We start from the raw sequence: 22,767 nt of genomic DNA on the forward strand, positions 1-22,767 counted from the left end.
CGTCCCTGCCCGCGCCGGCCCGTGGCGGCGCTCAGCCGATGGTCCGGTCGGCCTCTCGCCGCAGTGCGGCCGTCACCGCCTGTGCCGGTGCCGCGAGCGCGCCCGGCATCCGTACCAGGCTGATCCGGCGGATCTCCTCGGCGACCCCTGCCACGTCCACCAGCCGCACCCCGGCGGGCAGGACGGGAAGCAGCGCCGGGGTCGCCGTGGTGACCCCGGCCCCGGCGGCGACCAGGTGCAGCCTGGTCAGCCAGTCCCGCGCGGTGTGCCGGACCACCGGGCGGCCGGGCAGTCCCGGCCAGACGCCCAGCAGCGGTTCGGCCGCGCCGCCCGGCCCGGCGATCCACGGCTCCCGGGCGAGCTCCGCGGCGCCGACCTGGTCCCGCGCGCCGAACGGGCCGTCCGTCGGCACCGCCACGGCCAGCCGCGTCTCGAGCAGCGGCTCGGCCCGCAGCGGCGGGTCGCCGGTGTCGGGGGAGCGGTGCGGTGGCCGGGAGGTGACCACGGCGAGGTCCAGGGTGCCCGCCCGCACCGCCCGCACCAGTGCCGGGGTGGTGGCCTCCCGGGTCGTCACCCGGAGCCGGGGACGGTCCCGGCGCAGCGCCGCCAGCGCGGCGGCCACCAGCACCGGGCCGGCCGGCGGGAAGAAGCCGAGGCGGACGGCGCCGCCGTCGCTCCGGGTGCCGTGCAGTTCCTCGTCGGCCGCCGCCACCGCGTCCAGCGCGACCACCGCGTGCCGCAGCAGCGCGCGCCCGGGACCGGTCAGCCGTACCCCGCCGGGGTGCCGGTCGAAGAGCCGGACGCCGGCCGCCTGCTCCAGGCCCGCCATCTGCCGGGAGACGGCCGACTGCGTGTACCCGAGCGCCTCGGCCGCCGCCGTGAACGTGCCCCGCTCCGCCACCTCGCGCAGCACCCGTAGCCCGACCAGCGTCATGTCCATGAGCGGACAGCATAGGGGGTGTGCCAGACATTCGTTGGCCGCATGGCCCTGGGTGCTCGTAGCGTGCTGGCATGCCTTTCATCAACGTGTATCTGCGCCGGGGCACGACGCCCGAGTACCGGCACGACGTCTCCCGCGGCCTGCACCGGGCCATGGTCGACGTGCTGGGGATTCCCGAGGACGACCAGTTCCACGTCTTCCACGAGGTCGAGCCCGACAACTTCCGCATCCAGCCGGTGGTCTTCGGGCTGCCGCGCGGGGAACGGGCCATGTTCGTCCAGTTCTGCTTCAACCAGCGCCCCGCCGAGCAGAAGGCGGCGCTGTTCGCGGCCGTCGTCGAGAACCTGCGGCACAGTCCCGGGGTGCCCGCGGAGGACCTTCTGATGACCGTGCTCGAGACGGCGCGCGAGAACTGGTGGGCCGCGGGCCGCACCGTCGACCCCGCCACCGGCTACGACGAGCGCATGACCCCGCCGACGCCGACGCCCTGACGGTGGCCGCCCCGGCCGGCGGCCCGGGGCGGCCCACCGTCTCAGACCGCGCTGTCGCGCAGCTCGGCCAGTGTGTCGGCGGTCAGCCGCCGGGGCGTGGCATCGGGGTCGACGAGGACGACGGTGCAGTCGGCGGCCCGGGTGAGGGCGCTGGTGAAGCTGCCGTCGGCGAACTGGGTGAGCGGACCGCGCGGTGAGCGGCCGACCGCGACCGACCGGGCGCCCAGTTCGGCGGCGTGCCGGGCCAGTGTCCGGCCGGCGGCGGCGTGGTCGCCGACGCTGGTCAGGATCTGGCCGGTGGCGGTGACGCCGTGCCCGGCGAGCCGGTCCAGGTGGGTGGTGACGGCGGCCCGGGCCCGCTGGTCGCTCTCGGTGTCGACGGCCTGCTGCTCGACCACGGCGGTCTGCTGGACGTGCACCACTTCCAGCGGGCTGCCGGTGTCGAGGGCGATGCGCGCCGCGGCGTCCACGATGGCGGCGGCCCGGTCGTGGTCGCCCACCGCCACCACCACCGGCCGCGTGCCCGGCGCGGCCGGCCGGCCGACCGGGACCAGGGCCGGCGGCACCGGCTCCCCTTCCGCGGTGGACAGTTCGGCCTGCCGCAGCAGCCGGTGGCCGCTGGCCAGTACCGGAATGGCGAGCAGGAAGGTGGCCGCCCCGAGGTAGAAGGGGACGCCCAGGTCGGTGGCGTCGGCGAGCTTGCCGGCGACGTACGGGGCCAGCCCGCCGCCGATGAAGCGCAGGAAGCCGTACGCGGAGGAGGCGACGGGGCGCTCGACGGGGGAGACGAGCATGACGGCCTGGGTGGTCAGGGTGTTGTTGATGCCGATGAACGCGCCGCTGACGATGACGGCGACGATCACCACACCGGGTGAGTCGACGCCCGCGGCGATGACGGCCATCACGATGCCGAGGCCGAGCAGGTTGGCGTAGAGGACCGGCGCGGTGCCGTAGCGGGCCTGGAGGCGGGGGGCGAACAGCACGCTGAAGGCGGCCACCAGCAGGCCCCAGGCGAAGAAGACCAGACCGAGCTGATGGGCGTCCAGCTCCATCGGGTAGGGGGCGTAGCCGAGCATGGTGAAGAAGCCCCAGTTGTAGAGCAGCGCCATGATGCCCATGGTCAGCAGTCCGCGGTGGCGCAGTGCCTTGAGCGGGGCGATCGGGGAGGTGGGCCGGGCCGGCTTCGGCAGACCGGGCACGAACAGCACGGTGGCGACCAGGGCGACGGCCATCAGGACGGCGACGCCGAAGAACGGGCCGCGCCAGCTGATGGCGCCCAACTCGCCGCCGAGCAGCGGCCCGACCGCGATGCCGAGGCCGAGCGCGGTCTCGTACAGGATGATCGCGCCGCTGAAGCCGCCGCTCGCCGAGGCCACGATGACGGCGAGCGAGGTGGCGATGAACAACGCGTTGCCGAGCCCCCAGCCGGCCCGGAAACCGACTATGCCGTTGATGGAGCCGGTGCTGCCGGCCAGCGCGGCGAACACCACGATGACCGCGAGCCCGGTCACCAGGGTGCGCTTGGCGCCGATCCGGCTGGAGACCCAGCCGACGAAGAGCATGGCGATGGCGGTGACGATGAGATAGCTGCTGAACAGCAGCGAGACCTGGCTCGGTGAGGCGTGCAGGCTCTCCGCGAGGGCGGGCAGGATCGGGTCGACCAGCCCGATGCCCATGAACGAGATGACACAGGCGAAGGCGACCGCCCAGACGGCCCTGGGCTGTTTGAACGGACTCGCGGCCTTGTCGTGCGAAGCGGTGCTCATGCGCGGTGTTCTCCCTGGTACGAGGCTGTACGGGAACGGCTGGCAGGCGGCGGAGCCGGGTGCGGGTCAGGGCTTGGCCCGGTGCTCCTCGATGGCGCGGGCCAGGGCGGGCAGCGCGACCCGCACGGCCCGCTGCTCCGCCTCCCCGAGGGTGTCGATCAGCGACTGAAGGGCCCGGGAACGCTGCGCGCGGCGCCGGCCGAAGACCTCCCGGCCCGGGTCGGTGACCTCCACCAGCACCCCGCGGCCGTCCCGCGCGTCGGCGGCCCGGCGGACCAGGCCGTCCCGCTCCAGGCGGGTGACGAGCTGGGTCATGTTCGGCTGGGACACGCCCTCGTCCCGGGCCAGGTCGGTGAGCCGCTGAGGGCCCTCGCGGGTCAGCCGCCCGAGGGCGGAGGAGGCGGCGGTGCTGAGCCCGCCGGCGACCGCGCTGCGGCGTACGTGGCGGACCATGAGTTCCACGGCGATCATCAGCTCTTCGGACGACACCTCGCCGTCCGGGTCGGCGTCATCGCCCACGACCGGCTTCTGCATAAGGCGATTATGCATATACGTGTACCGTGCAGCAAGGCTTCCGGCGGGCACCGGGAGCGGGCTCGGGAGGGCCGGGAATGCGGGGGAGGAGACCGCTGTTGTGCCGATCAGAATGACATGAGCGGGTCACCGAGACCGGCTCCAGGAAAGGAACACCGTGGCACGCAGCACCGTACGTCCCGTCGTCAAGCTGAAATCGACCGCGGGCACCGGCGTCACCTACGTGACGCGCAAGAACCGGCTCAACGACCCCGACCGGCTGGTCCTGCGCAAGTACGACCCGGTCGCCGGGCAGCACGTCCCCTTCCGCGAAGAGCGCTGACCAGGTCAGGAGAGGAGACCGCCATGAAGGTACGCAACTCATTGCGGGCGCTGAAGGCCCGGCCCGGCGCGCAGGTGGTGCGCCGCCGGGGCCGCACGTTCGTCATCAACAAGAAGGACCCGCGCGCCAAGGCCCGCCAGGGCTGACCCGCTCGGGGCCGGCGAAAAGCCGTCGCGGTCACGAGCCGTCACCACCGACCCTGCTCCCATGCCCGCTGCCTTCCTGCGGCCGGTGACCCTCGAGGACGCCGCCGCCGTCACCGCGCTGCTCAACGAGATCGACGTGCTCGAGATCGGCCGTCCCGAGACCGACCAGCACACCGTCGAAGCCGACCTGAAGCGCCCCGGGACGGACCTGGCGAACGGCTCCTGGATCGCCGTCGAGGACGGCCGGCCGGTGGCGTACGGACTGCTGTGGGACGACTCCGGCGGGGAACGCGTCGACATCGACCACTACGTGCTGCCCGGCCACCAGCCGGCCGGGCTGCGGCTGCTGGCCGCGATGGAGGCGCGCGCCCTGGCCACGGCGCGCGGCAACGGCGCCGGGCGCGCCGTGGTCCGCCTGCACCTCAACGCCGCGCCCACCACCGACACCGCGCTGCTCACGGCCCGCGGCTGGCGCACCGTGCGGCGCTACCACGTGCCGCACCGCCCGCTCGACCCGGCGCGGGACCACGCCCCCGAGCCGCCGCCCGGGGTGCGGCTGCGGGCCTGCGCCACCGAGGCGGACCGGGTCCGGGTGCACGAGCTGTACCAGGCGTCGTTCGCCGAGCACTTCGGCTTCCAGCCGCGCGGCTACCGGCAGTGGCTGGACGCCGTCGACGCCGAGCGGCTGGACTGGTCCCTGGCGTGGATCGCCGGCACCGACGAGACGGGGGACGCCGGGTTCCTGATCGCCCGGGACGACCGGGCGGCGATGGGCTGGATCCGCAACGTCGGCGTACTGCCCGAGGCACGCGGCCGCGGCCTGGGCGGACTCCTGCTGCGGCACGCCTTCGCCCGGTTCGCCGCGGGCGGCCGGGACACCGTCGGCCTCGGCGTCGACACGGCCAACGCCACCGGCGCGCCCCGGCTGTACGGCCGGCACGGCATGACACTCCACTACGCGGTCGACACCTGGGAGACCGTCCTCACCTGACAGCGGCACCGGCGCACCCCGCCGCGCGCTCCGGGGGCTCGCCGCGACCCCGGGGGTGGCCGAGACGGGCCGTGCCGCCCTGACAAGCTGGTGCCATGCGTCTGTACGAAGAACGCCTCGCCGTACCGAGAACCTGGTTCTGGCTCAGCGCCCTGCCGGGCGCGATGTCCGCCGCGGTCCTGCTGCCGTTCGGTCCCGCCGCCGCGGCCGGCGGCCTGGCGGTCACGGTGCTGCTGACCGCCCTGGGACTGTACGCCTACGGTTCCGCCGGCATCGTGGTGACCGGCGGGCACCTCACGGCGGGCCCGCTGCGCTACCCCCTGACGTCCCTCGGCATGGTGGAGATCCTGGACGCCGAGGAGGCGTTCCTGTGGCGCACCCGGCGGGCCGACGTGTCCGCGGCGATGGTGCTGCGCAGCTACGTCCCGACCGCCGTGCGCATCGAACTCGCCGGCCCGGACCGCCCCGCGCCCTACCTCTACCTGTCCACCCGCAGCCCCGCCACGCTCCTCGCGGTCCTGTCCTTCGCCCGCCGTTGACGACGTCGGGACCCGTGCCGGTCCCTCGCCCGCCCCGGCCGCCGCCCTCCCGGGAGCGACCGGCGGATCAGGCCGCCGCGGCGAAGCTGCCGCTGATCGCCGTGTCCACGCGGGCGTGCACCACCAGTCGCAGCCCGCGGCTGTCCGCGTCCGCCCGCAGTAGCCGGCGCAGCGACGCGCTGTGCGTGACCACGGACATCAGGACGCCGAGCCGGCCGCAGAACTGGTGGGCCCGCAGCACGGCACTGACCGCCGCGCTGCCCGCCGCCCGCTCGCCGATGACGACGACGACCGGGCTCGCCCGGTGGGCGTCGACCAGATCCGTGATCCGGCCCGCCAGCGCGGCCCGGCCACCGATCCCGGGGTCCTCCTCCACCGTGATGACCAGCACCTCGTGCTCCAGACGGTACGACAGCATGGCAGCCTCCGATCCCCACCGTTCACTCCGGTGTCTCCGGCGGTGAGAGTGCCCCCGGAAACGGTCCTGATGCCCACCGGCCGCGGACGCGTACGTCACAGTCACCGACGCGTCCGCCGACGCCCTCCAGAGGCGCGCCGGTCACCCGGACGGCGTACGGCACCGGGCCGCGGGAGGCCCGCCGCCCACCGGACGGGCCCCGTCCCGCCTGGTGGGAGCCGCCCGGGAGTGCCAGGCTGAGGGGAGAAACCCGGGAGGAAGCCGATGGGACGGGACGTTCCGGCTCTGGTCTTCACCCGAGAGGACCGCCGCCGCTACCGCGTCAAGATGCAGGAGTGCCTCGACTCGTTCGCGCAGATGCTGCGCGAGTCACGGTTCGAGTCGGAGCGGCCCCAGGTCGGGCTGGAGATCGAGCTGAACCTGGTCGACGACCGGGCCGAGCCCGCGATGCGCAACAGCGACGCGCTGGCGGCGATCGCGGACCCCGCCTGGGACACCGAGCTGGGCCGTTTCAACCTGGAGCTCAACATCCCGCCGCGCAGTCTGACGGCCGGCGGCCCCGACGCCTGGGAGTCCGAGATCCGGGCCGCGCTCAACCACGCCGACCAGCGGGCCAGGTCGGTCGGCACCCAGCTGATCATGACCGGCATCCTGCCCACCCTGCGGCAGCGGGACGCCGGCGCCGCCGCCCTGTCGGAGAACCCGCGCTACCGCCTGCTCAACGACCAGATCTTCGCGGCCCGCGGCGAGGACCTGCGCATCGAGGTGGACGGCGTGGACCGGCTGCGCACCTACGCCGACACCATCACCCCCGAGGCCGCCTGCACCAGCACCCAGTTCCACCTCCAGGTGTCACCGGAGGAGTTCGCCGGGTACTGGAACGCCGCGCAGGCCATCGCCGGCGTCCAGGTCGCGCTGGCCGCCAACTCGCCCTTCCTGTTCGGCAAGGAACTCTGGCACGAGACCCGTATCCCGCTCTTCGAGCAGGCCACCGACACCCGCCCCGAGGAGATCAAGGCGCAGGGCGTGCGGCCCCGGGTCTGGTTCGGCGAACGCTGGATCACCAGCGTCTTCGACCTCTTCGAGGAGAACCTGCGCTACTTCCCGGCCCTGCTCCCGCTGTGCGACGAGCAGAGCCCCGCCGAGACCCTGGACCGCGGCGACATCCCCGAACTGGGCGAACTCACCCTGCACAACGGCACCATCTACCGCTGGAACCGTCCGGTCTACGCCGTCGCCGGCGACCGCCCGCACGTCCGGGTGGAGAACCGGGTCCTGCCGGCCGGCCCCACCGTCGCCGACACCCTCGCCAACGGCGCCTTCTACTACGGTCTGACCCGCGCCCTGGCCGAGGAGGAACGCCCGGTGTGGTCCCGGATGTCGTTCGCGGCGGCCGAGGACAACCTGCACACCGCGGCCCGGCACGGCATCGAGGCCCGGCTGTACTGGCCCGGCACCGGCGAGGTGCCCGTCGCCGAACTGGTGCTGCGCCGACTGCTGCCGCTGGCCCACCGCGGCCTCGAACGCTCCGGCCTGGACGCGGCCTGGCGCGAGCCGCTGCTCGGCGTCATCGAGCAGCGCTGTGTCACCGGCCGCAACGGGGCGACCTGGCAGAAGGAGATGTTCCACCACATCCGCGCCGCGGCCCGCTGCGACCGGCACGAGGCGCTGCGCCGCATGACCCGCCAGTACATCGACTACATGCACCTCAACGCCCCGGTGCACACCTGGCCGGTCGACTGACCCCGCCGCACGGACGCGCGGCACCCCTTTGGACCACGCGGACCGACGGGCTTTGGCCCTGTCCCCAGGACCATGACGGCGCCAGGGTGAGAGGACTTCGCACCGCTCGGAGGTCCTGTTGAGCCCGACGTTCCTGCTGACCACCCTGGCCGTGGTGGCCACCCCCGGCACCGGCGTGCTGTACACCCTCGCGGCCGGCCTCTCCCACGGCCGCCGGGCGAGCTTGGTGGCCGCGTTCGGCTGCGCCCTCGGGGTACTGCCGCACCTGGCCGCGACCCTCACCGGTCTCGCCGCGCTGCTGCGCACCAGCACCCTCGCCTTCGAGGCGCTGAAGTACCTCGGTGCCGGCTACCTGCTGTACCTGGCGTGGACCGCGCTGCGCGCCACCGACGCGCCGGCCGTCGACGGCGGCGGGCCGCGGCCCGCCGCCCGCGTGATCACCTCCGCGGTACTGGTCAACCTGCTCAACCCGAAGCTCACCGTGTTCTTCGTGGCGTTCCTCCCGCAGTTCGTGCCCGCCGGTGCACCGGACTCCCTCGGCACGATGGGCCGGCTCGGTGCCGTCTTCGTGGCCCTGACCTTCGTCGTGTTCGCCGCGTACGGCGTGTGCGCGGCGGCGGTCCGGGACCGTGTCCTGGCCCGGCCCCGGGTGATGGCGGGCATCCACCGTGCCTCCGCCGCCTGCTTCGTGGGCCTGAGCGCATGGCTGGCGGTGTCATGACGACGCGCTTCCGGCCTGCGGACGCGAGCTGGCCGGACCTCCCCGACTCGTCGCGGGGACCTTGCACGCCACCGGTGCCGACGGCACCCCCGACGTGACGTCGCGCGTCGCGGAGTACACCGCCCGGACCCTGGCCCGGCTGTCCGGCGCCTCCGAGAGCCACTTCCCCGAAGTACCGGCCCGGCGAGGGGCATCCGCCCGGACCGGACCGCGCCCCGTCCGGTGCCGCCGCGCCCCAGGACCGCCGGATGGCAGCATGGGCCCGGTGGCGGAGGGGGACCGGTGACGAGCGACACGGCCGCGGCGCCCGGACCGGGTGCGCACGGCTCCGACTTCCTGCAACTGGACGCGGGGGAGGCGCCCGCGGTCGGCAAGGCGGACTGGCTGGCACGGCGGCTGCGGCAGGCGATGGCCGACGGCCGACTGCCGGTGGGCAGCCGGCTGCCGCCCACCCGGGTCCTGGCCGCCGAACTCTGCGTCTCCCGAGGAGTGGTCACCGAGGCGTACCGGCGGTTGACCGAGGACGGCCAGGTGGAAGGACGCCGACGGGCCGGCACGGTGGTGGTCGCGACCCCCGCCGAGCCGGTGCCCGCGCCCCGCGGGACCGGGCGGCACCCGGACACCGCGCCCCGGGAGCACCCGGGCCGGCCCGCACCGGGCGAGCTGTTCACCGGCGAACCCGGCGCCGACGTCTTCGACGCCCTGCGCGCCGCCCCCGCCCGCATCGACCTCACCCCCGGCCGGCCCGACCTGTCCGCCTTCCCCCGCGCCGCCTGGCTGCGCGCCGAACGGACGGTACTCGCCGAGCTCTCCGCCAAGGACCTCGGATACGGCGACCCCCGCGGCGACCCACGGCTGCGCCGCGCCGTCGCCGGCTGGCTGGCGCGCGGCCGCGGCATCCGCGTCGAACCGGACGAGATACTGATCGTCGCCGGCATCGCCCAGGCACTCACCCTGCTGCACCCCGTCCTGCGGGCGGACGGCATCACCGACGTCGCCGTGGAGGACCCCGGCTCGCTCGGCGCCCGCCAGCACCTGCGCGGCGGGGACCTCGCCACCCCGCCGGTACCGGTCGACGACGAGGGCCTGCGGGTCGGCGCGCTGCGCGCCACCGGCGCCCCCGCGGTACTGATCACCCTCGCCCACCAGTTCCCCACCGGCGTCGTGACCAGCGGGGAACGCCGCCGTGAGCTGCTGCGCTGGGCGGCCGACGGCGGACTGGTCCTGGAGGACGACTACGACGCGGAACACCGCTACGACCGGCCCCCGGTGCCCGCGCTGCGGGCCCGACTCGCCGACCGGCTCTGCTACATGGGCAGTGTCTCCAAACTGCTCGCCCCCGAGCTGCGGATCGGCTGGCTGGTACCCCCGCCCCGCTACCGGGAGGCGCTGACCGGAGTCAAACGCTTCAGCGACCTGGGCAACGCCGTCCTGCCGCAACTGGTCCTCGCCCGGCTGATGGACTCCGGCCTGCTGGAACGGCACCTGCGGCTGCTGCGCGGCCGCCACCGCCGCCGTCGCGACGCGATGGTCGCCGCCCTCGCCGCCCAGCTGCCGGGCGCGGTGGTGCACGGCGCGGCAGCCGGCCTGCACCTGACCGTCACGTACTCACCCGAAGTCCCCGACACGGAGCTGGCCGCCGCCGCGCTCGCCCGCGGTGTGAAGTGCCAGCCCCTGTCCTGGCACCGGCAACTGCCCGGCCGCCCGGGCCTGGTCCTCGGTTACGCCGCCGACTCGCCCGGTGTCATCGAGGAAGGGGTCGCCGCCCTCGGCCGGGCACTGCGCGACCTGACCTGACCTGACCTGACCCGTCGCCGTCGCCGTCGCCGTCGCCGTCGCCGGCGCTGGACAGGCCGGCGTACTCACCCCTCCGACGGCACCGGATGCCGGCTCATGACCGAGACCCGGTTGAACGCGTTGATCGTGACCGCGATCCAGATCACCGCCGAGATCTGCGCCTCGTCGAACACCGCGCGGGCCGCCGCGTAGGCGGCTTCCTGCGCACCGAGGTCGGCCGGCGCGGTGGTCGCCTCCGCGAGCGCCAGCGCGGCCCGCTCCACCTCACTGAACAGCCCGGCCTCCCGCCAGGCGGCCAGTACCCCGAGCCGCTGCGCGGTCTCGCCCGCGCGCACCGCCGCCCGGGTGTGGACGTGCAGACAGAAGGCGCAGCCGTTGATCTGCGACACCCGCAGGTTGACCAGTTCCACCAGGGCCCGGTCCAGCCCCGCGTCGGCGGCCACCGCCCGGACCGCCTCCGACGTCCGCACCAGCGCCCGGTACGCCTCGGGGCTCTGCTTGTCGATGAAGACGCGGCTGCTCAACTCGGGACTCCTTGGGACGGGACGCGCCGCCGCCGGGGCGAGCAGGCAGGTGATTGAATGTGAAAGTAGCATGAGGGGCGGAGGTGGTCCCCGATGAGCAATGTCGAGACGGAGCCCGCACAGAAGCGCTGCGGACCCACGCGGAACGAGGGCCCGCAGCCGGACGCGGGTCAGGTCGAGGTCCTCACCCCGCGTGACGTTCCACTGGGCGGTCCGCGGGCCATGCGGGTCCGCCGCACCCTGCCGCAGCGGGCCCGGACCCTGATCGGCGCCTGGTGCTTCGCCGACCACTACGGCCCCGACGACGTCACCCGCACCGGCGGCATGGACGTGGCGCCCCACCCGCACATCGGTCTCCAGACGGTGAGCTGGCTGTTCAGCGGCGAGATCGAGCACCGCGACAGCCTCGGCACCCACGCCTACGTCCGCCCCGGCGAGCTCAACCTGATGACCGGCGGCCACGGCATCTGCCACTCGGAGGTGTCCACGCCGACCACCACCGTCCTGCACGGCGTCCAGCTGTGGGTGGCGCTGCCCTCCGAACACCGTGACACCGACCGCGACTTCCAGCACTACGTGCCCGGACCCGTCCAGGTGGCCGGCGCGGAGCTCAGGGTCTTCCTCGGCTCGCTGGCCGGTTCCGTCTCCCCGGTGCGGACCTTCACCCCCCTCCTCGGCGCCGAACTCACCCTCGCCCCGCGGACCACGGTCACCCTGCCCGTCGACCCCGCCTTCGAGCACGGACTCCTCGTCGACCAGGGCGAGATCCACCTGAACGACAGCCCCGTACACGCCGCGGAACTGGGCTACGTCCCCGCCGGCACCGACACCCTGACCCTCCACAACGCCGCCACCGAACCGTCCCGCGCGGTGCTGCTCGGGGGGACGCCGTTCGAGGAGGAGATCATCATGTGGTGGAACTTCATCGCACGGTCGACTGAGGCAATCGCACAGGCGCGTGAGGACTGGATGGCGGGCCGACGATTCGGTGAGGTAAAGGGGTATGACGGGGACTCGCTGCCCGCCCCGGTGCTGCCCAACGTGCCGTTGAAGCCACGCGGAAACAGGCGATGAACCCCGTAGACGTCCTCCCGCGCTGATGTGGCGAAGCAGGCCGAGTCGGTGACCCATTGCGGCGCGGCCAGCCGGCGCCGGCCCACTAGGTGGCGCATCTGCATCCCTGTCAAGTGATCGCCGGCGCCCGTCACCAAGGAGAACCTGGAGAAGGCGCCCCGGTACTGCCCGTGGCCCGCGTCGGCGGCCGGCCGTCGTCGGCACGGGCGTCCGTCAGACCGATTGGCGGACCACGACCCGTGCGGGCGGCGGGCGGAGGCCACTGGTGTCGAGGCCCAGGGCGAGGCGGGCGCTCAGCCGCCCGTGGGCCTCGGCGTCCACGTTGACGGTGGTCAGCGCCGGCGTGACGTACTCTCCGTACCCGTTGTCGTCGAAGCCGATGACAGCGACCTCGTCCGGGACGCCGCGGCCGAGATCGCGCAGGGCGGTGAGGACGCGCAGCGCGACATCGTCGTTGAACCCGGCGATCGCGGTCACCTCGGGAGCGCCGGTGAGGAACGCCGCGACCGCTTCGGCACAGGCGTCCCGGGCCTGCGGGGTGACGAAGGAGTCCGGCACGGCGATGCCCAGGTTCGCCGCGGCGTGTCCGGTGAACTTGAGGCGGGCCGCGGCGAGCGGCGACTCGGTGTCGGGCAGGGCCACGGCGAGGTGGCGGTGGCCGTGCTCCACCAGATGGCGGACCTGCAGCGCGGAGTGGGCGGCAAGACCGTCGCGCCACCCGCCGCCGAGGTCGTCGAGTTCGCGGCCGGTGAGGTAGGTCTCGCCGAAGCGGATGACGGCGCGGGGGGCGATGGCGGCCAGGACCTGCTGGGTGGACTGCGGGGTGTGGTGGCCGTGCCGGACCAGCAGGACGTGCTCGTGGGCGGCGAGTTCCGCGTCGAGTCCGCGCACGTAACTGCGGGAGTACTTGCCCTCCATGCCCGCGTCGATGTTCAGCACGACGACGCGGGAGGTGCCCTCGCGCAGTGCGCGGGCGACGCCGTGCGGTACGTAGCCGAGGGCGCGCGGCCTGTCTGACCCGGTCGCGGGTGGCGGCGGAGATGGTCTGGTGGGGGTCGTCGTTGAGGACGAAGCTGACGGTGGCGCGGGAGACACCGCTTGCGGCGGCCACGTCGTTCAGCGTGACCCTTCCGGAACTGCCCATCACCCCTGCTCCGATGTGGTTCGGAGCACCGCACTCCCTGCGGGACGGTGCTCGGCCATCCTGCGGCCATTCTAGGGAAGCCGTCCGGCCACGGAACGCCGACCGCCGCACTTGCGTCTGGCTCGCCGTGAGTACCGCAGTGGTGGAAGAGCGTCGGGACCGGCGTACGGCGACCCTGGTCATGGCGTGTCCGGGGGTGTTCGTCGGCTGCTTCCCGGTGACGACGGTCTCGGTGAGCCTGCCGGTGATCCAGGAGACGCTGGGCGCTTCGACGTCCGACCTCTCGTGGGTGTCCGACGCGTTCGTCCTGCCGGTGGCCGCGCTGATCCCGACCGCCGGGGTCTTCGGCGACGTGCACGGGCGCAAGAAGGGCGGGGCGACCTCGTTCGGCGACGTCCGGGTGATCGTCGCGCTGGTGGCCGCGTTCTCCTCCGGCGTGGCCTTGACCGGCTCGGCACTGGTCGTCATGACAGCTTCCTCGGCCTGATCGGGTTCTTCTTCGTCCTCAGCCTCTACCTGGGCATGGTGCAGCAGCTCAGCACCCTGGACGCCGGCCTGCGGCTGCTGATGGTCACCGTCCTCGGCGTCGACACCTCCTTCGCGTCCCTGGCCTGGCGGCCGGCGCTGCTCGGTCTCGGCGTCGGCCTGGCCTTTCCCTGCATCACCGCCACCGCCGTCTCGTCCGTACCGCACCACCAGGCGGGCATGGCGGCGGGCAACAACGCCTTCCGGCAGGTGGGCGGCGCCCTATGCCCCGCCATCCTGGGGGCGCTGCTGACCAGCAGGGCGGTCGCCACGCTGCCGGACCGTCTCGCGGCGGCCGGCCTGCCGGACTCCACCGGCGCGCGGGTACTGGACGCCGTCGTGGCGGACGGCCTTGGCGCTGTCGCCATCCCGCCCCCGGCGGAGGGCGTGGCGCGGGACGATGCCGGACCTTCCTGTGGGGACGGGGACGACGCCCGGCCGCGCATGTCCCCGGTCCGCTCGGAGCGGGCCAGCGGGCCGGGGACACAGCCGGGTGAGAGCCGCGTGCGCGTCCACGATGTCCGCTCCAGTCTCCACGCGGTGTGCATGGCCGCGGCCTGGACCGGCGGGTCGAGGGGTCGGTGAAAAGGGCTGGGCATCCGTCTGGCCTTGCGGAAAGTCTCTCTGCTAGCTTGCGCTAGATCGTTTTAGCTCAGTTCCTGTTCCATTGTTTTCACTTCGCTGTCCGTCCGGGGCGGAGCCAGCATGGCGAGTCGCCGTACTAGATCGATTCAGTACCCCGGAGCGGATGTGGTCGGAAGGAGCCGTATGACAACCCCCAGCCTCCAGGACGGCATCGACAGGGCGGGCTCGCCCGTCAACCTGCTGTGGCAGCCGGACGCGGAGCCGTGGACGCCCGAGGTGGTCGAGCGCGAGTACAGCGGCTGGCGCCGGGAACAGCGCGCCTGGCACGAGGGCGTCGCGCTGCTGAACCTGTCGCACCACATGTTCGACATGTGGATCGAGGGCCCCGACGCCACCCGCGTCCTCGCGGACCACGGTGCGAACAACTTCGAGAAGTTCGCCGTCGGCCAGGCCAAGCAATATGTCCCGGTCACCCGGCACGGACACATCGTCACCGACGGCATCCTGTCCCGGGAGGCGGCGAACGCGTATGTCCTCAGCGGTGTCCCCGCCTCCCAGCACTGGGTGCAATACCACGCGGAGAAAGGCGGCTACGACGTCTCCTTCACCACCGACCCGTCCTCGGCGTTCCGCCCCGGCGGCGGCGACCCGAAGCTGTTCCGCTACCAGATCCAGGGCCCGCTGGCGCTGGACCTGATCGCACGCGTCTTCGGCCGCCCGGTCCCGGAGACGAAGTTCTTCCACTCCACGCCGGTCACCCTGGACGGCCGCGCCTTCAAGGCACTGCGGCACGGCATGGCCGGCCAGTCCGGATACGAGTTCATCGGGCCCTGGGAGCACGCCGGGTACGTCCATGAGGCGTTCCTCGAGGCCGGTGAGCCGCTCGGGATCATCCAGGTCGGCGCGCTGGCGTACGCGACCCCGAGCGTGGAGAGCGGCTGGGTCCCGTCTCCGGTCCCCGGCATCTACACCGACCCCGAACTGGCCGGGTACCGCGCCTGGCTCCCGCTCTTCGGCATCGAGGGCAAGCGTCCCCTGAGCGGCAGTTACTTCTCGGAGAGCATCGAGGACTACTACGTCTCTCCGTACGAGCTGGGCTACGGGAAGATGATCCACTTCGGTCACGACTTCATCGGGCGGGACGCCCTGCTGAAGGCCAAGGAGGAGGCCGGCCTGCGCGAGAAGGTCACCCTGGTCTTCGATCCGGACGACGTGCGCCGGGTGCTCGGCCAGGGAGCGGACGCCGGGTTCGTCCTCAGCTACGCCAGGCACCGCGTCGAGACCGCCGCGGGCCTGGCCGGCGTCACCATGCAGACCGCGTCGATCGACCCGGTCGGCACGGTCCTGTCCCTGACCCTGATCGACGCCGCGCACGCCGCGCCGGGCACCGAGGTGAGCGTGGTCTGGGGCGAGCACCCCGGCAGCGGTACCGACCCCGAGGCCGACCTCGGCCTCCCGCGCATCCGCGCCACCGTGCAGCCCAGCCCGTTCGACCGGCACGCCCGCACCGAGTACCGCCGCGACGCCTGACGCGCACCGGACCCGCACGGTGCGCCGTGGTTCCGGCCGCCGGGCGGAGACCGTACGGCTCTGCGTCCCGACACCTCCGTCCCGACACCTCCGTCCCGACCCCTCCGTCCCGACACCTCCGTTTCGACAAGGAGCACGATGAACCCCCTCAGCACACCCCCGGCGGCGGTCAGTACGTCGCTGCTGGAGGACTTCTCCCTGGAGATGACCGGCAAGGACGTGCCCAAGCTGGAAGAGGCCGCCGCCGCCATCCCCCGGGGCACCCGTGTCAACGTCGCCTTCCTCGGCAACGAGGACCCGCGGATGAGACTGGACGCCGCCCGGGCGGTGCGGCGCCTCGGCTTCGTCCCGGTACCGCACATCTCCGCCCGGCGCCTCGGCTCCCGCGCCGACTTCGAGCAGTTCCTCACCGGCCTGAAGGCCGACGGGACGGGCCGTGACGTCTTCGCCGTCGGCGGTGACCCGGCCCGCCCCGAAGGCCCGTACGAGGACTCGCTCTCCCTGATCGAATCGGGCCTGCTCCAGGAGTACGGCGTCCGGCACGTCGGCATCAGCGGGTACCCCGAGGGGCATCCGGCCATCGCCGCGGACGTGCTGTGGTCGGCGCTGCGGGACAAGAGCGCCGCCCTTGCCGCCCAGGGCCTGGGCGGCAGTGTCATCACCCAGTTCGGCTTCGACGTCGATCCCGTGCTCGCCTGGATCGAGCAGGTCCGCGGCCACGGCATCGCCCTCCCGGTCCGCATCGGCGTTCCGGGGCCGGCGGGTGTGCGGCGCCTGATGTCGTACGCGGCGCGGTTCGGCGTGGGCACCAGCGCCTCCATAGCCAAGAAGTACGGCCTGTCGATCACCAACCTCATGGGCACCGCTGGGCCCGACACGTTCCTGCGCGCGCTGGCGGAGGGGTACGACCCGGCCCGCCACGGCGAGGTGAAGATCCACTTCTATACGTTCGGCGGGCTCAGGGCCACAGCCGAATGGATCGCCCGGTTCAGGAAGGAAGCGCTCGCATGACCGTCACGCAGGCCGCCCCGGCAGGCACGTCGAACAAGAACCGGGGCGCGGACCACCAGGCCGTGCTGATCGTCCAGGGCGCCGACGCCACCGGCATCGTCGCCGCGGTGACCGCTGTCCTCAGCCGGCACGGCGCCAACATCGTCTCCCTCGACCAGTACTCGGACGACCCCCAGGGCGGGTCCTTCTTTCAGCGCACCGTCTTCGGCCTGGCCGGCCTCCGGGCCGCCCTGCCCGCGCTGCGCGCCGACTTCGACGAGGAACTGGTGAAGAAGTACGGACTCACGTACACCCTGCGCGACCTGTCGGTGCCCAAACGGGTGGCGATCTTCGCCTCGAAGTCCGACCACTGTCTGCTCGACCTGCTGTGGCGGCACCGCCGGGGCCAACTGCCCGTCGGCGTCGCCATGGTGATCTCCAACCACCCCGATGTGGCCGAGGAGGTGAGCGGCTTCGGCATCCCGTTCTTCCACGTGCCCTGCCGGGGCGCGGACAAGTCGGCCGCGGAGGCCGAGCACCTGCGGCTGCTCAAGGACAACGTCGACTTCGTCGTCCTCGCCCGCTACATGCAGATCCTCTCCGGCGACTTCATCGACAAGGTCGGCGTACCGATCATCAACATCCACCACTCCTTCCTGCCCGCCTTCATCGGCGCCGGTCCGTACGCCAAGGCCAAGGAACGAGGGGTGAAGCTGGTGGGAGCCACCGCGCACTACGTCACCCAGGACCTGGACGAGGGCCCGATCATCGAGCAGGACGTCGTCCGGGTCACCCATGCCGAGACGGCCGCCGACCTCACGCGTCGCGGCGCCGACGTGGAACGCGCGGTCCTCTCACGCGCGGTGCTGTGGCACGCCGAGGACCGCGTCATCCGCGACGGCAACCACACCATCGTCTTCGCCTGAGCCACCGTTCGCACCCGCGGACGCGCGCACCTCGTCCTCGGTCAGCTTGTACGGCGCATCGGTCAGCAGCCTCATCCGGGCGTCACCGAGCATGGCCTGGTACAACTGGGCCGCCGTCCGGCGCCGCTCGCCATGCCTGGATGGTAGGGAAAGCGCCGGTACGGCGTTGTCCCGGATCAGGCCGTCAACGCCGAGATCGACACGTTCCTCGCCGCCCTGCCCGTCACGGTCTGATCGGGAGCCACCATGGAGCACACGACACGAGCGACGGCCGTACCCGACTGGGTCCTGAAGTTCATGGACGCCATCGACACCCTGGAGTTCGGCGAAGGCTTCGCACCGCTGACCGAGGACACCGACATGTTCTTCGGTACCGCGCACATCCAGGGCGTCGAGGCCATCAAGGCGTTCTTCGTCAAGATCGACGCACCGTTGATCATCACCCACGAGGTCCTGGAGTTCTGGGCCGCGGATGACGGCGTCCGCCTGCTGCGCGGCGAGGCGACGATGGCCAGGAAGAGCGATCCGGACCAGGTGGTGCGAGCCCCGTTCATGCACATCTTCTACCTCGACAGGGAAGAACCGGTGCGTATTCGGACACTACGCATCACCGCGGGCCCGCTGGAGACCGACGCCGTGATGTGACCCCGCTACCGGGGCCCGTCAGGGTGGCCGTATGCGAGCGAGTCTGGCATGCCGGTACCTTTCCGCTGCGGCGGCATATCCACCGGCGGCTTCGCCGACGCCGCCGTCGTCGAGAAGAGCCGCGTCGGCCGCTCCGTTCCCGTTTGCTCGCGGGCCTCCTCGGTGTATCCGCCGGTTGGCGGGTGGGGCAGTGGCCAGTGCGGTGTCCTGGCGGTGTCCGGGGACGCCCGCGCGGTACGAGGATGGCCGTGCAGGAATGGACACGACACATCTCTGGCGGAGGTCACGTGACGTCGACACCCAAGCGCCCCCCTTACGATCCCGAGGTCGCCGCAGCGCTCGCGATGGTGTCCGCGAACGGAGCGTTGCAGCCGGTCACGCTGGGCACGCTCAAGGAGATGCGGGCCCGTGGCGAGACCTCGAACGAAGACCTCGGCCGGTTCGACCTCGACCGCGTCGACATCATGATCCCGGGCTACGAGGGGGCGGAGCTGACCGCGTCGGTGTTCAGCCGACGAGGGCGCACCGGGGCGGGGCCCGGCGTACTGCACCTGCACGGCGGAGGCATGATCGCGCGGAACCGGTTCACCGGGGTGTCCGTCGTCCTGCCCTGGGCCGTGGAGCACGACGCGGTCGTGGTGACCGTCGACTACCGGCTCGCGCCCGAGCATCCGGACCCGTATCCGGTGGAGGACTGCTACGCCGCTCTGGTCTGGCTCGCCGGACACGCCGAGGAGTACGGGATCGACCCCGACCGGCTGCTCGTCGCGGGTACCAGCGCGGGCGGCGGGCTCGCCGCGGGCACGGCACTGCTGGCCCGCGACCGCGGGGGCCCGCGACTCCTCGGGCAGATGCTCTGCTGTCCGATGCTCGACGACCGCGACCGGACCGTCTCCACAGCGCAGTTCGAGGGGATCGGGGTGTGGGACCGGGAGAGCAACCGTACGGGATGGACCGCCCTGCTCGGAGCGCGCCGGGGGACATCCGATGTCTCGCCCTACGCGGCGCCCGCCCGCGCCCGCGACCTGTCCGGTCTTCCCCCGGCCTTCCTCGATGTGGGCTCGGCCGAGGTCTTCCGCGACGAAGTCGTCGCCTATGCTTCCCGGATCTGGGCGGACGGCGGAGTCGCCGAACTGCACGTGTGGCCCGGGGGCACCCACGGCTGGGAGGGACTCGCTCCACTGGGACGTATGGCCCGCCAGGCGGCGGCCTCCCGTGCCGGCTGGATCGCCAGGCTGCTGGAAACATGACATCCGGGCGTTAGTGTTCTTGCCGCCCGTCCGCCGGGAGGCGGCGGCGAGAACGGCGAGGCGGCACTCATGCACGACCTGATCGGGCGGATCACCGCCCTGGACCCGCACCTCAGCGACACATTGAGCGTCGTCACCTACTTCGACGCCCTCATCACCTCGCAGGCGAGCACCGAGGCGCTGCTCCGTGGCGCGGCGCTGCTGACAGGGTGCCCGCTGGCCCTGGAGCGGGCGGGCCGGCCGCCCCTGCGGCTGTCCGCGTCGGGGGAACGCCTCCCGGCCGCCGAAGCGGACCCGCAGCACCCGGGTGCGGACGGCGACGGGTGGCGCGTGATCCTCGAACGGGACGGTGAGCCGCACGCCAACGACGACATGGTCCTGGAGCGCCTGGCGATGGCCCTGGTCATCGCCGACTCCCGGTCGCCGCGGACCCGGGAACCGCGACGCGCGGTCGAGATCCTCCTCGCGCCGGGCACACCGGCCGAGCAGCGTTCCGAAGCCGCGGCCAGGCTCCGGCTGGACGCGGCCGGCTCCTACCGGGCCGTCGCCCGTCACGTCGGGCCGGACACCGTGCACGCCGGGTCGTCCGCGGTCCTCGCCACCCGGTACGGGCTCGCCCGCGCGGAGGTCGTGGCCGCCTCGTGGCGGCCGGAAGGAGCCGACGGGCCGGTCGGTGTCGGTGCCGCGGTATCTCCTTCGCGGCTGCCGGACTCCTGGGCGACCGCGGTGACGGCCCTGCGGCTCAGCGACGAGAACCGACCTGCCGTCCTGGCCGACGATCTCGGCGCGCTGGTCCTCCTGGCGCGGGTCGCCGAGGACGAACGAGCCGCGCATCCGGACGTCGTCACACTCGACGCCCTGGCGCGGCGACCCGAGGAACTGAGAATCCTGGACGCCATCGGCAGCACCACGACGGTGCGGGAGGCGGCCCGTCTCCTGTACCTGCACCACTCGACCGTCCAGTCCCGACTCGCCCGGGCCACCGACCGCCTCGGCTACGACCCGTCGTCCCCCCAGGGGCGGGTGCGGTACGCGGTGGCACGGACGACGCAACGTCTCCGGCCCTCGCGCTGACCCGGGCTCGCCCCCGAACCTCGCCGCAACGCCGTGACGTCCGGCGCTGGGACGTGTGGCGTGGCCGATGAACGGGGCGGCGAGAGTCCCCCCGAGGCTAGCCGGCCCGGCGCGTCAGGGCCCGGCGACCAGGTGCAGGTCCGTCTCGATCGCGGCCGCGCACGCCTGGAGCCGGGGCACCATGGCCCGCAGCTCGTCGAGGCCGCGCATACCCGCGCTGACGGCGATGTTGGCCGCGGCGATGGTGGATCCGGATCGGTCGCGCACCGGTACCGCCACGGCCCGCAGGCCCTGGTTCAGCTCCTGGTCCGCGACGCAGAAGCCGTTCTCGCGGACCTGCTCGATCACCGTACGCAGCGCCTCGGTGTCCCGGACCGTGCGGTCGGTCAGCGGCTGGAGGTCGGCCCGGCCCAGGTAGCCGCGGAAGTCGTCCTCGTCCAGACCCGCGAGCAGGACGCGTCCCATGGCCGTGGCGTAGGCCGGGAACCGCGACCCCACGTTGATCGACACGGTGATGACCCCGCCGGCCCGTACCCGTGCGACATGCACCACATGGTCACCGTCGAGCACGGACAGGGCCGTGGTCTCGTGCACGTCGTGCATCAGGTCCCTGAGATGGGGTTCGGCGATCTGCGGGGTGGAGAGCGCCCGCAGATAGGCGTGCCCCAGTTCCAGGGTCTTCGGAGTGAGACCGAACAGTGTTCCCTCGCTGCGCACATAGCCGAGTTTCAGCAAGGTCAGCAGCGAGCGCCGGGCCGCTGCCCGCGAGAGCCCGGTCGCCCGGGCCACGTCGCTGAGCGACCGGGACGGATGATCCGCGTCGAAGGCCTTGATCACTTCCAGCCCGCGGGCCAGCGACTGGATGAAGTCCGTGTCCGCGGGCTCGACTTCGAGCGGTTCCATGCTGCATCTCCTGTCTGGGCGCGATCGCGCCGCCCACTGTCCCACATCCACCGAACCGGTGCGAGCAGCAGTGTACGCACAGCGAACGAGTGTGCGTGCGTCTAGCGCACGGGTGTCCGGAAATGTATGGTCGCTCTCATCCCACCCCGGGCCCGGTCTTCAGGGCCCCATTTCCGTGGAGGAACGATGGAGTTCCCGATCATGCGCAGAAGGACGGCGCTGACCGCCGCTGCCGGACTGGCCCTGTCGCTCACCGCCTGTGGCAGCGGCGGCGATTCCGCGAGCGGTCTGAACCCCTCGGCCGGGACACCGGTGACGGTGAACGCCGGATTCATACCGGTCATCGATGTCGCCGCGCTCTACCTGGGGCAGCAGCAGGGCTTCTTCTCCAGCCGCGGCATCAAGCTGGACATCAAGACCGCCCAGGGCGGTGCGGCCCTGGTGCCGCCGGTGGTCAGCGGTGAGTACCAGTTCGCGTTCAGCAACATCGTCTCGGTGCTGGCCGCCCGGGACAAGGGACTGCCGTTGCGGGTGATCGCCGCCGGGTCCGACTCCACGGGCGTCGCGGGCAAGGACGTCACGATGATCCGGGTCCTGAAGAACAGCCGCATCAAGTCGGCGGCCGACCTGGAAGGCAAGAAGGTCAGCGTCAACACGCTCGACAACCTGCTGCAGATGCTGGGCGAGGTGGCCGTGACCGCCGACGGCGGCGACCCGGACCGGGTGAACTTCGTCGAGCTGCCCTTCCCGGACGCGATCACCTCGCTTAAGAAGGGCGACATCGACGCGATGATCACCGCCGAGCCGTTCGACACCATCGCCGCGGAAGGGGACACCCGAGTCATCGCCTCGCCCTACCTGGAGATGGCGAAGACCGGTCTGACCACGTCGGTCTACTGCGCCTCGGAGGATCAGCTGAAGAAGAACCCCAAGCTGTTCCCCGCGCTGAAGGCCGCCATCGACGAGTCCCTCGCCTACGCGCAGGCCCATCCCCGGGAGACCCGCGCCCAGCTGGCCTCGTTCATGACGATCGAGGCGGGCGTGGCCCAGAAGGTCACGCTCCCCACATTCTCACCGAAGATCTCCAAGGCGTCGGTCGAGGCGTTCGCCAAGGCCGCCCGCGCCCAGGGCCTCATCGACAACGACATCTCCTACAGCGACCTGGTGTGGTCGGGAGCGGCAGGCTGAC

At 72.6% G+C, this 22,767-nt stretch carries 23 protein-coding genes and 2 pseudogenes; 17 read left to right on the forward strand and 8 right to left on the reverse strand.

The window, feature by feature from the left end:
* Window positions 1-31: 31 nt before the first annotated feature.
* Window positions 32-940: a LysR family transcriptional regulator gene (locus AB0G32_RS21640; protein ID WP_361165433.1), complete on the reverse strand. Its 909-nt coding sequence runs from the start codon at window positions 938-940 to the stop codon at window positions 32-34.
* Window positions 941-1,011: 71 nt separating this feature from the next.
* On the opposite strand from AB0G32_RS21640, the gene AB0G32_RS21645 reads away from it, so the two are divergent.
* A complete protein-coding gene (locus AB0G32_RS21645) occupies window positions 1,012-1,431 on the forward strand; it encodes a tautomerase family protein (protein WP_361165436.1) in 420 nt (139 codons plus the stop codon).
* A 41-nt stretch (window positions 1,432-1,472) separates the two neighbouring features.
* Here AB0G32_RS21645 and AB0G32_RS21650 read toward each other — a convergent pair whose 3' ends face one another.
* Entirely contained in the window at window positions 1,473-3,197 is a 1,725-nt protein-coding gene (locus AB0G32_RS21650; RefSeq protein WP_361165439.1) for an MFS transporter, read from the reverse strand.
* Between the two features lie 66 nt (window positions 3,198-3,263).
* Window positions 3,264-3,731 carry a MarR family transcriptional regulator gene (locus AB0G32_RS21655; protein WP_361165442.1) on the reverse strand — a complete coding sequence of 156 codons (468 nt, stop codon included), beginning with the start codon at window positions 3,729-3,731 and terminating at the stop codon, window positions 3,264-3,266.
* A 157-nt stretch (window positions 3,732-3,888) separates the two neighbouring features.
* On the opposite strand from AB0G32_RS21655, the gene rpmG reads away from it, so the two are divergent.
* The 4 genes from rpmG (at window position 3,889) to AB0G32_RS21675 (ending at window position 5,729) form a co-directional block, all read left to right on the forward strand.
* Window positions 3,889-4,053 carry a 50S ribosomal protein L33 gene (gene rpmG, locus AB0G32_RS21660; RefSeq protein ID WP_361165445.1) on the forward strand — a complete coding sequence of 55 codons (165 nt, stop codon included), beginning with the start codon at window positions 3,889-3,891 and terminating at the stop codon, window positions 4,051-4,053.
* 23 nt (window positions 4,054-4,076) lie between these two features.
* Window positions 4,077-4,199 (forward strand): type B 50S ribosomal protein L36, encoded by a 123-nt coding sequence (gene ykgO, locus AB0G32_RS21665; RefSeq protein ID WP_361165448.1) that lies wholly within the window; start codon window positions 4,077-4,079, stop codon window positions 4,197-4,199.
* Between the two features lie 61 nt (window positions 4,200-4,260).
* Window positions 4,261-5,190: a GNAT family N-acetyltransferase gene (locus AB0G32_RS21670; protein WP_361165451.1), complete on the forward strand. Its 930-nt coding sequence runs from the start codon at window positions 4,261-4,263 to the stop codon at window positions 5,188-5,190.
* Window positions 5,191-5,285: 95 nt separating this feature from the next.
* Window positions 5,286-5,729: a DUF3093 domain-containing protein gene (locus tag AB0G32_RS21675; protein ID WP_361165454.1), complete on the forward strand. Its 444-nt coding sequence runs from the start codon at window positions 5,286-5,288 to the stop codon at window positions 5,727-5,729.
* A gap of 67 nt (window positions 5,730-5,796) precedes the next feature.
* On the opposite strand, the gene AB0G32_RS21680 is transcribed toward AB0G32_RS21675, so the two are convergent.
* Window positions 5,797-6,147 (reverse strand): hypothetical protein, encoded by a 351-nt coding sequence (locus AB0G32_RS21680; protein WP_361165457.1) that lies wholly within the window; start codon window positions 6,145-6,147, stop codon window positions 5,797-5,799.
* Window positions 6,148-6,411: 264 nt separating this feature from the next.
* On the opposite strand from AB0G32_RS21680, the gene AB0G32_RS21685 reads away from it, so the two are divergent.
* From AB0G32_RS21685 to AB0G32_RS21695, 3 genes are all read left to right on the forward strand, one after another.
* Window positions 6,412-7,890, forward strand: a complete 1,479-nt coding sequence (locus AB0G32_RS21685) for a glutamate--cysteine ligase (protein ID WP_361165460.1) — start codon at window positions 6,412-6,414, stop codon at window positions 7,888-7,890.
* Window positions 7,891-8,008: 118 nt separating this feature from the next.
* Window positions 8,009-8,611, forward strand: a complete 603-nt coding sequence (locus AB0G32_RS21690; protein WP_361165463.1) for a LysE family translocator — start codon at window positions 8,009-8,011, stop codon at window positions 8,609-8,611.
* A gap of 282 nt (window positions 8,612-8,893) precedes the next feature.
* Entirely contained in the window at window positions 8,894-10,408 is a 1,515-nt protein-coding gene (locus AB0G32_RS21695; RefSeq protein ID WP_361165466.1) for a PLP-dependent aminotransferase family protein, read from the forward strand.
* Window positions 10,409-10,473: 65 nt separating this feature from the next.
* Here AB0G32_RS21695 and AB0G32_RS21700 read toward each other — a convergent pair whose 3' ends face one another.
* Window positions 10,474-10,932 carry a carboxymuconolactone decarboxylase family protein gene (locus tag AB0G32_RS21700; RefSeq protein ID WP_361165469.1) on the reverse strand — a complete coding sequence of 153 codons (459 nt, stop codon included), beginning with the start codon at window positions 10,930-10,932 and terminating at the stop codon, window positions 10,474-10,476.
* A 93-nt stretch (window positions 10,933-11,025) separates the two neighbouring features.
* Here AB0G32_RS21700 and AB0G32_RS21705 point away from each other — a divergent pair, with 93 nt between their 5' ends.
* Entirely contained in the window at window positions 11,026-12,006 is a 981-nt protein-coding gene (locus AB0G32_RS21705) for a pirin family protein (protein ID WP_361165472.1), read from the forward strand.
* A gap of 213 nt (window positions 12,007-12,219) precedes the next feature.
* On the opposite strand, the gene AB0G32_RS21710 is transcribed toward AB0G32_RS21705, so the two are convergent.
* Window positions 12,220-12,945 carry a substrate-binding domain-containing protein gene (locus AB0G32_RS21710; RefSeq protein WP_361165475.1) on the reverse strand — a complete coding sequence of 242 codons (726 nt, stop codon included), beginning with the start codon at window positions 12,943-12,945 and terminating at the stop codon, window positions 12,220-12,222.
* 115 nt (window positions 12,946-13,060) lie between these two features.
* A pseudogene (locus AB0G32_RS21715) lies at window positions 13,061-13,333 on the reverse strand (LacI family DNA-binding transcriptional regulator); the annotation flags it as partial.
* Here AB0G32_RS21715 and AB0G32_RS21720 point away from each other — a divergent pair.
* From AB0G32_RS21720 to AB0G32_RS21750, 7 genes and pseudogenes are all read left to right on the forward strand, one after another.
* Window positions 13,332-13,978: pseudogene (locus AB0G32_RS21720) on the forward strand (hypothetical protein); the annotation flags it as partial. The pseudogenes AB0G32_RS21715 and AB0G32_RS21720 overlap by 2 nt on opposite strands.
* Window positions 13,979-14,443: 465 nt before the next feature.
* The gene (locus AB0G32_RS21725) at window positions 14,444-15,790 is read left to right on the forward strand and encodes an aminomethyl transferase family protein (RefSeq protein WP_361165478.1); all 1,347 of its coding nucleotides are present in this window, start codon (window positions 14,444-14,446) and stop codon (window positions 15,788-15,790) included.
* Between the two features lie 138 nt (window positions 15,791-15,928).
* The gene (locus AB0G32_RS21730) at window positions 15,929-16,801 is read left to right on the forward strand and encodes a methylenetetrahydrofolate reductase (protein ID WP_361165481.1); all 873 of its coding nucleotides are present in this window, start codon (window positions 15,929-15,931) and stop codon (window positions 16,799-16,801) included.
* A complete protein-coding gene (gene purU, locus AB0G32_RS21735; RefSeq protein WP_361165484.1) occupies window positions 16,798-17,706 on the forward strand; it encodes a formyltetrahydrofolate deformylase in 909 nt (302 codons plus the stop codon). Before AB0G32_RS21730 ends, purU begins: the two co-directional genes overlap by 4 nt.
* Before the next feature lie 246 nt (window positions 17,707-17,952).
* Window positions 17,953-18,351, forward strand: a complete 399-nt coding sequence (locus AB0G32_RS21740; protein WP_361165487.1) for a nuclear transport factor 2 family protein — start codon at window positions 17,953-17,955, stop codon at window positions 18,349-18,351.
* A 287-nt stretch (window positions 18,352-18,638) separates the two neighbouring features.
* Window positions 18,639-19,601 carry an alpha/beta hydrolase gene (locus tag AB0G32_RS21745; protein ID WP_361165490.1) on the forward strand — a complete coding sequence of 321 codons (963 nt, stop codon included), beginning with the start codon at window positions 18,639-18,641 and terminating at the stop codon, window positions 19,599-19,601.
* A 69-nt stretch (window positions 19,602-19,670) separates the two neighbouring features.
* A complete protein-coding gene (locus AB0G32_RS21750) occupies window positions 19,671-20,675 on the forward strand; it encodes a helix-turn-helix domain-containing protein (RefSeq protein ID WP_361165493.1) in 1,005 nt (334 codons plus the stop codon).
* 114 nt (window positions 20,676-20,789) lie between these two features.
* On the opposite strand, the gene AB0G32_RS21755 is transcribed toward AB0G32_RS21750, so the two are convergent.
* Entirely contained in the window at window positions 20,790-21,578 is a 789-nt protein-coding gene (locus AB0G32_RS21755; RefSeq protein ID WP_361165496.1) for an IclR family transcriptional regulator C-terminal domain-containing protein, read from the reverse strand.
* Window positions 21,579-21,779: 201 nt separating this feature from the next.
* On the opposite strand from AB0G32_RS21755, the gene AB0G32_RS21760 reads away from it, so the two are divergent.
* Window positions 21,780-22,766 carry an ABC transporter substrate-binding protein gene (locus tag AB0G32_RS21760; protein ID WP_361165499.1) on the forward strand — a complete coding sequence of 329 codons (987 nt, stop codon included), beginning with the start codon at window positions 21,780-21,782 and terminating at the stop codon, window positions 22,764-22,766.
* The last annotated feature ends 1 nt before the right edge of the window (window position 22,767 follow it).

Origin of the sequence: Streptomyces sp. NPDC023723 (genome assembly GCF_040639815.1) — a bacterium.
In the GTDB taxonomy this organism is placed as follows: domain Bacteria; phylum Actinomycetota; class Actinomycetes; order Streptomycetales; family Streptomycetaceae; genus Streptomyces.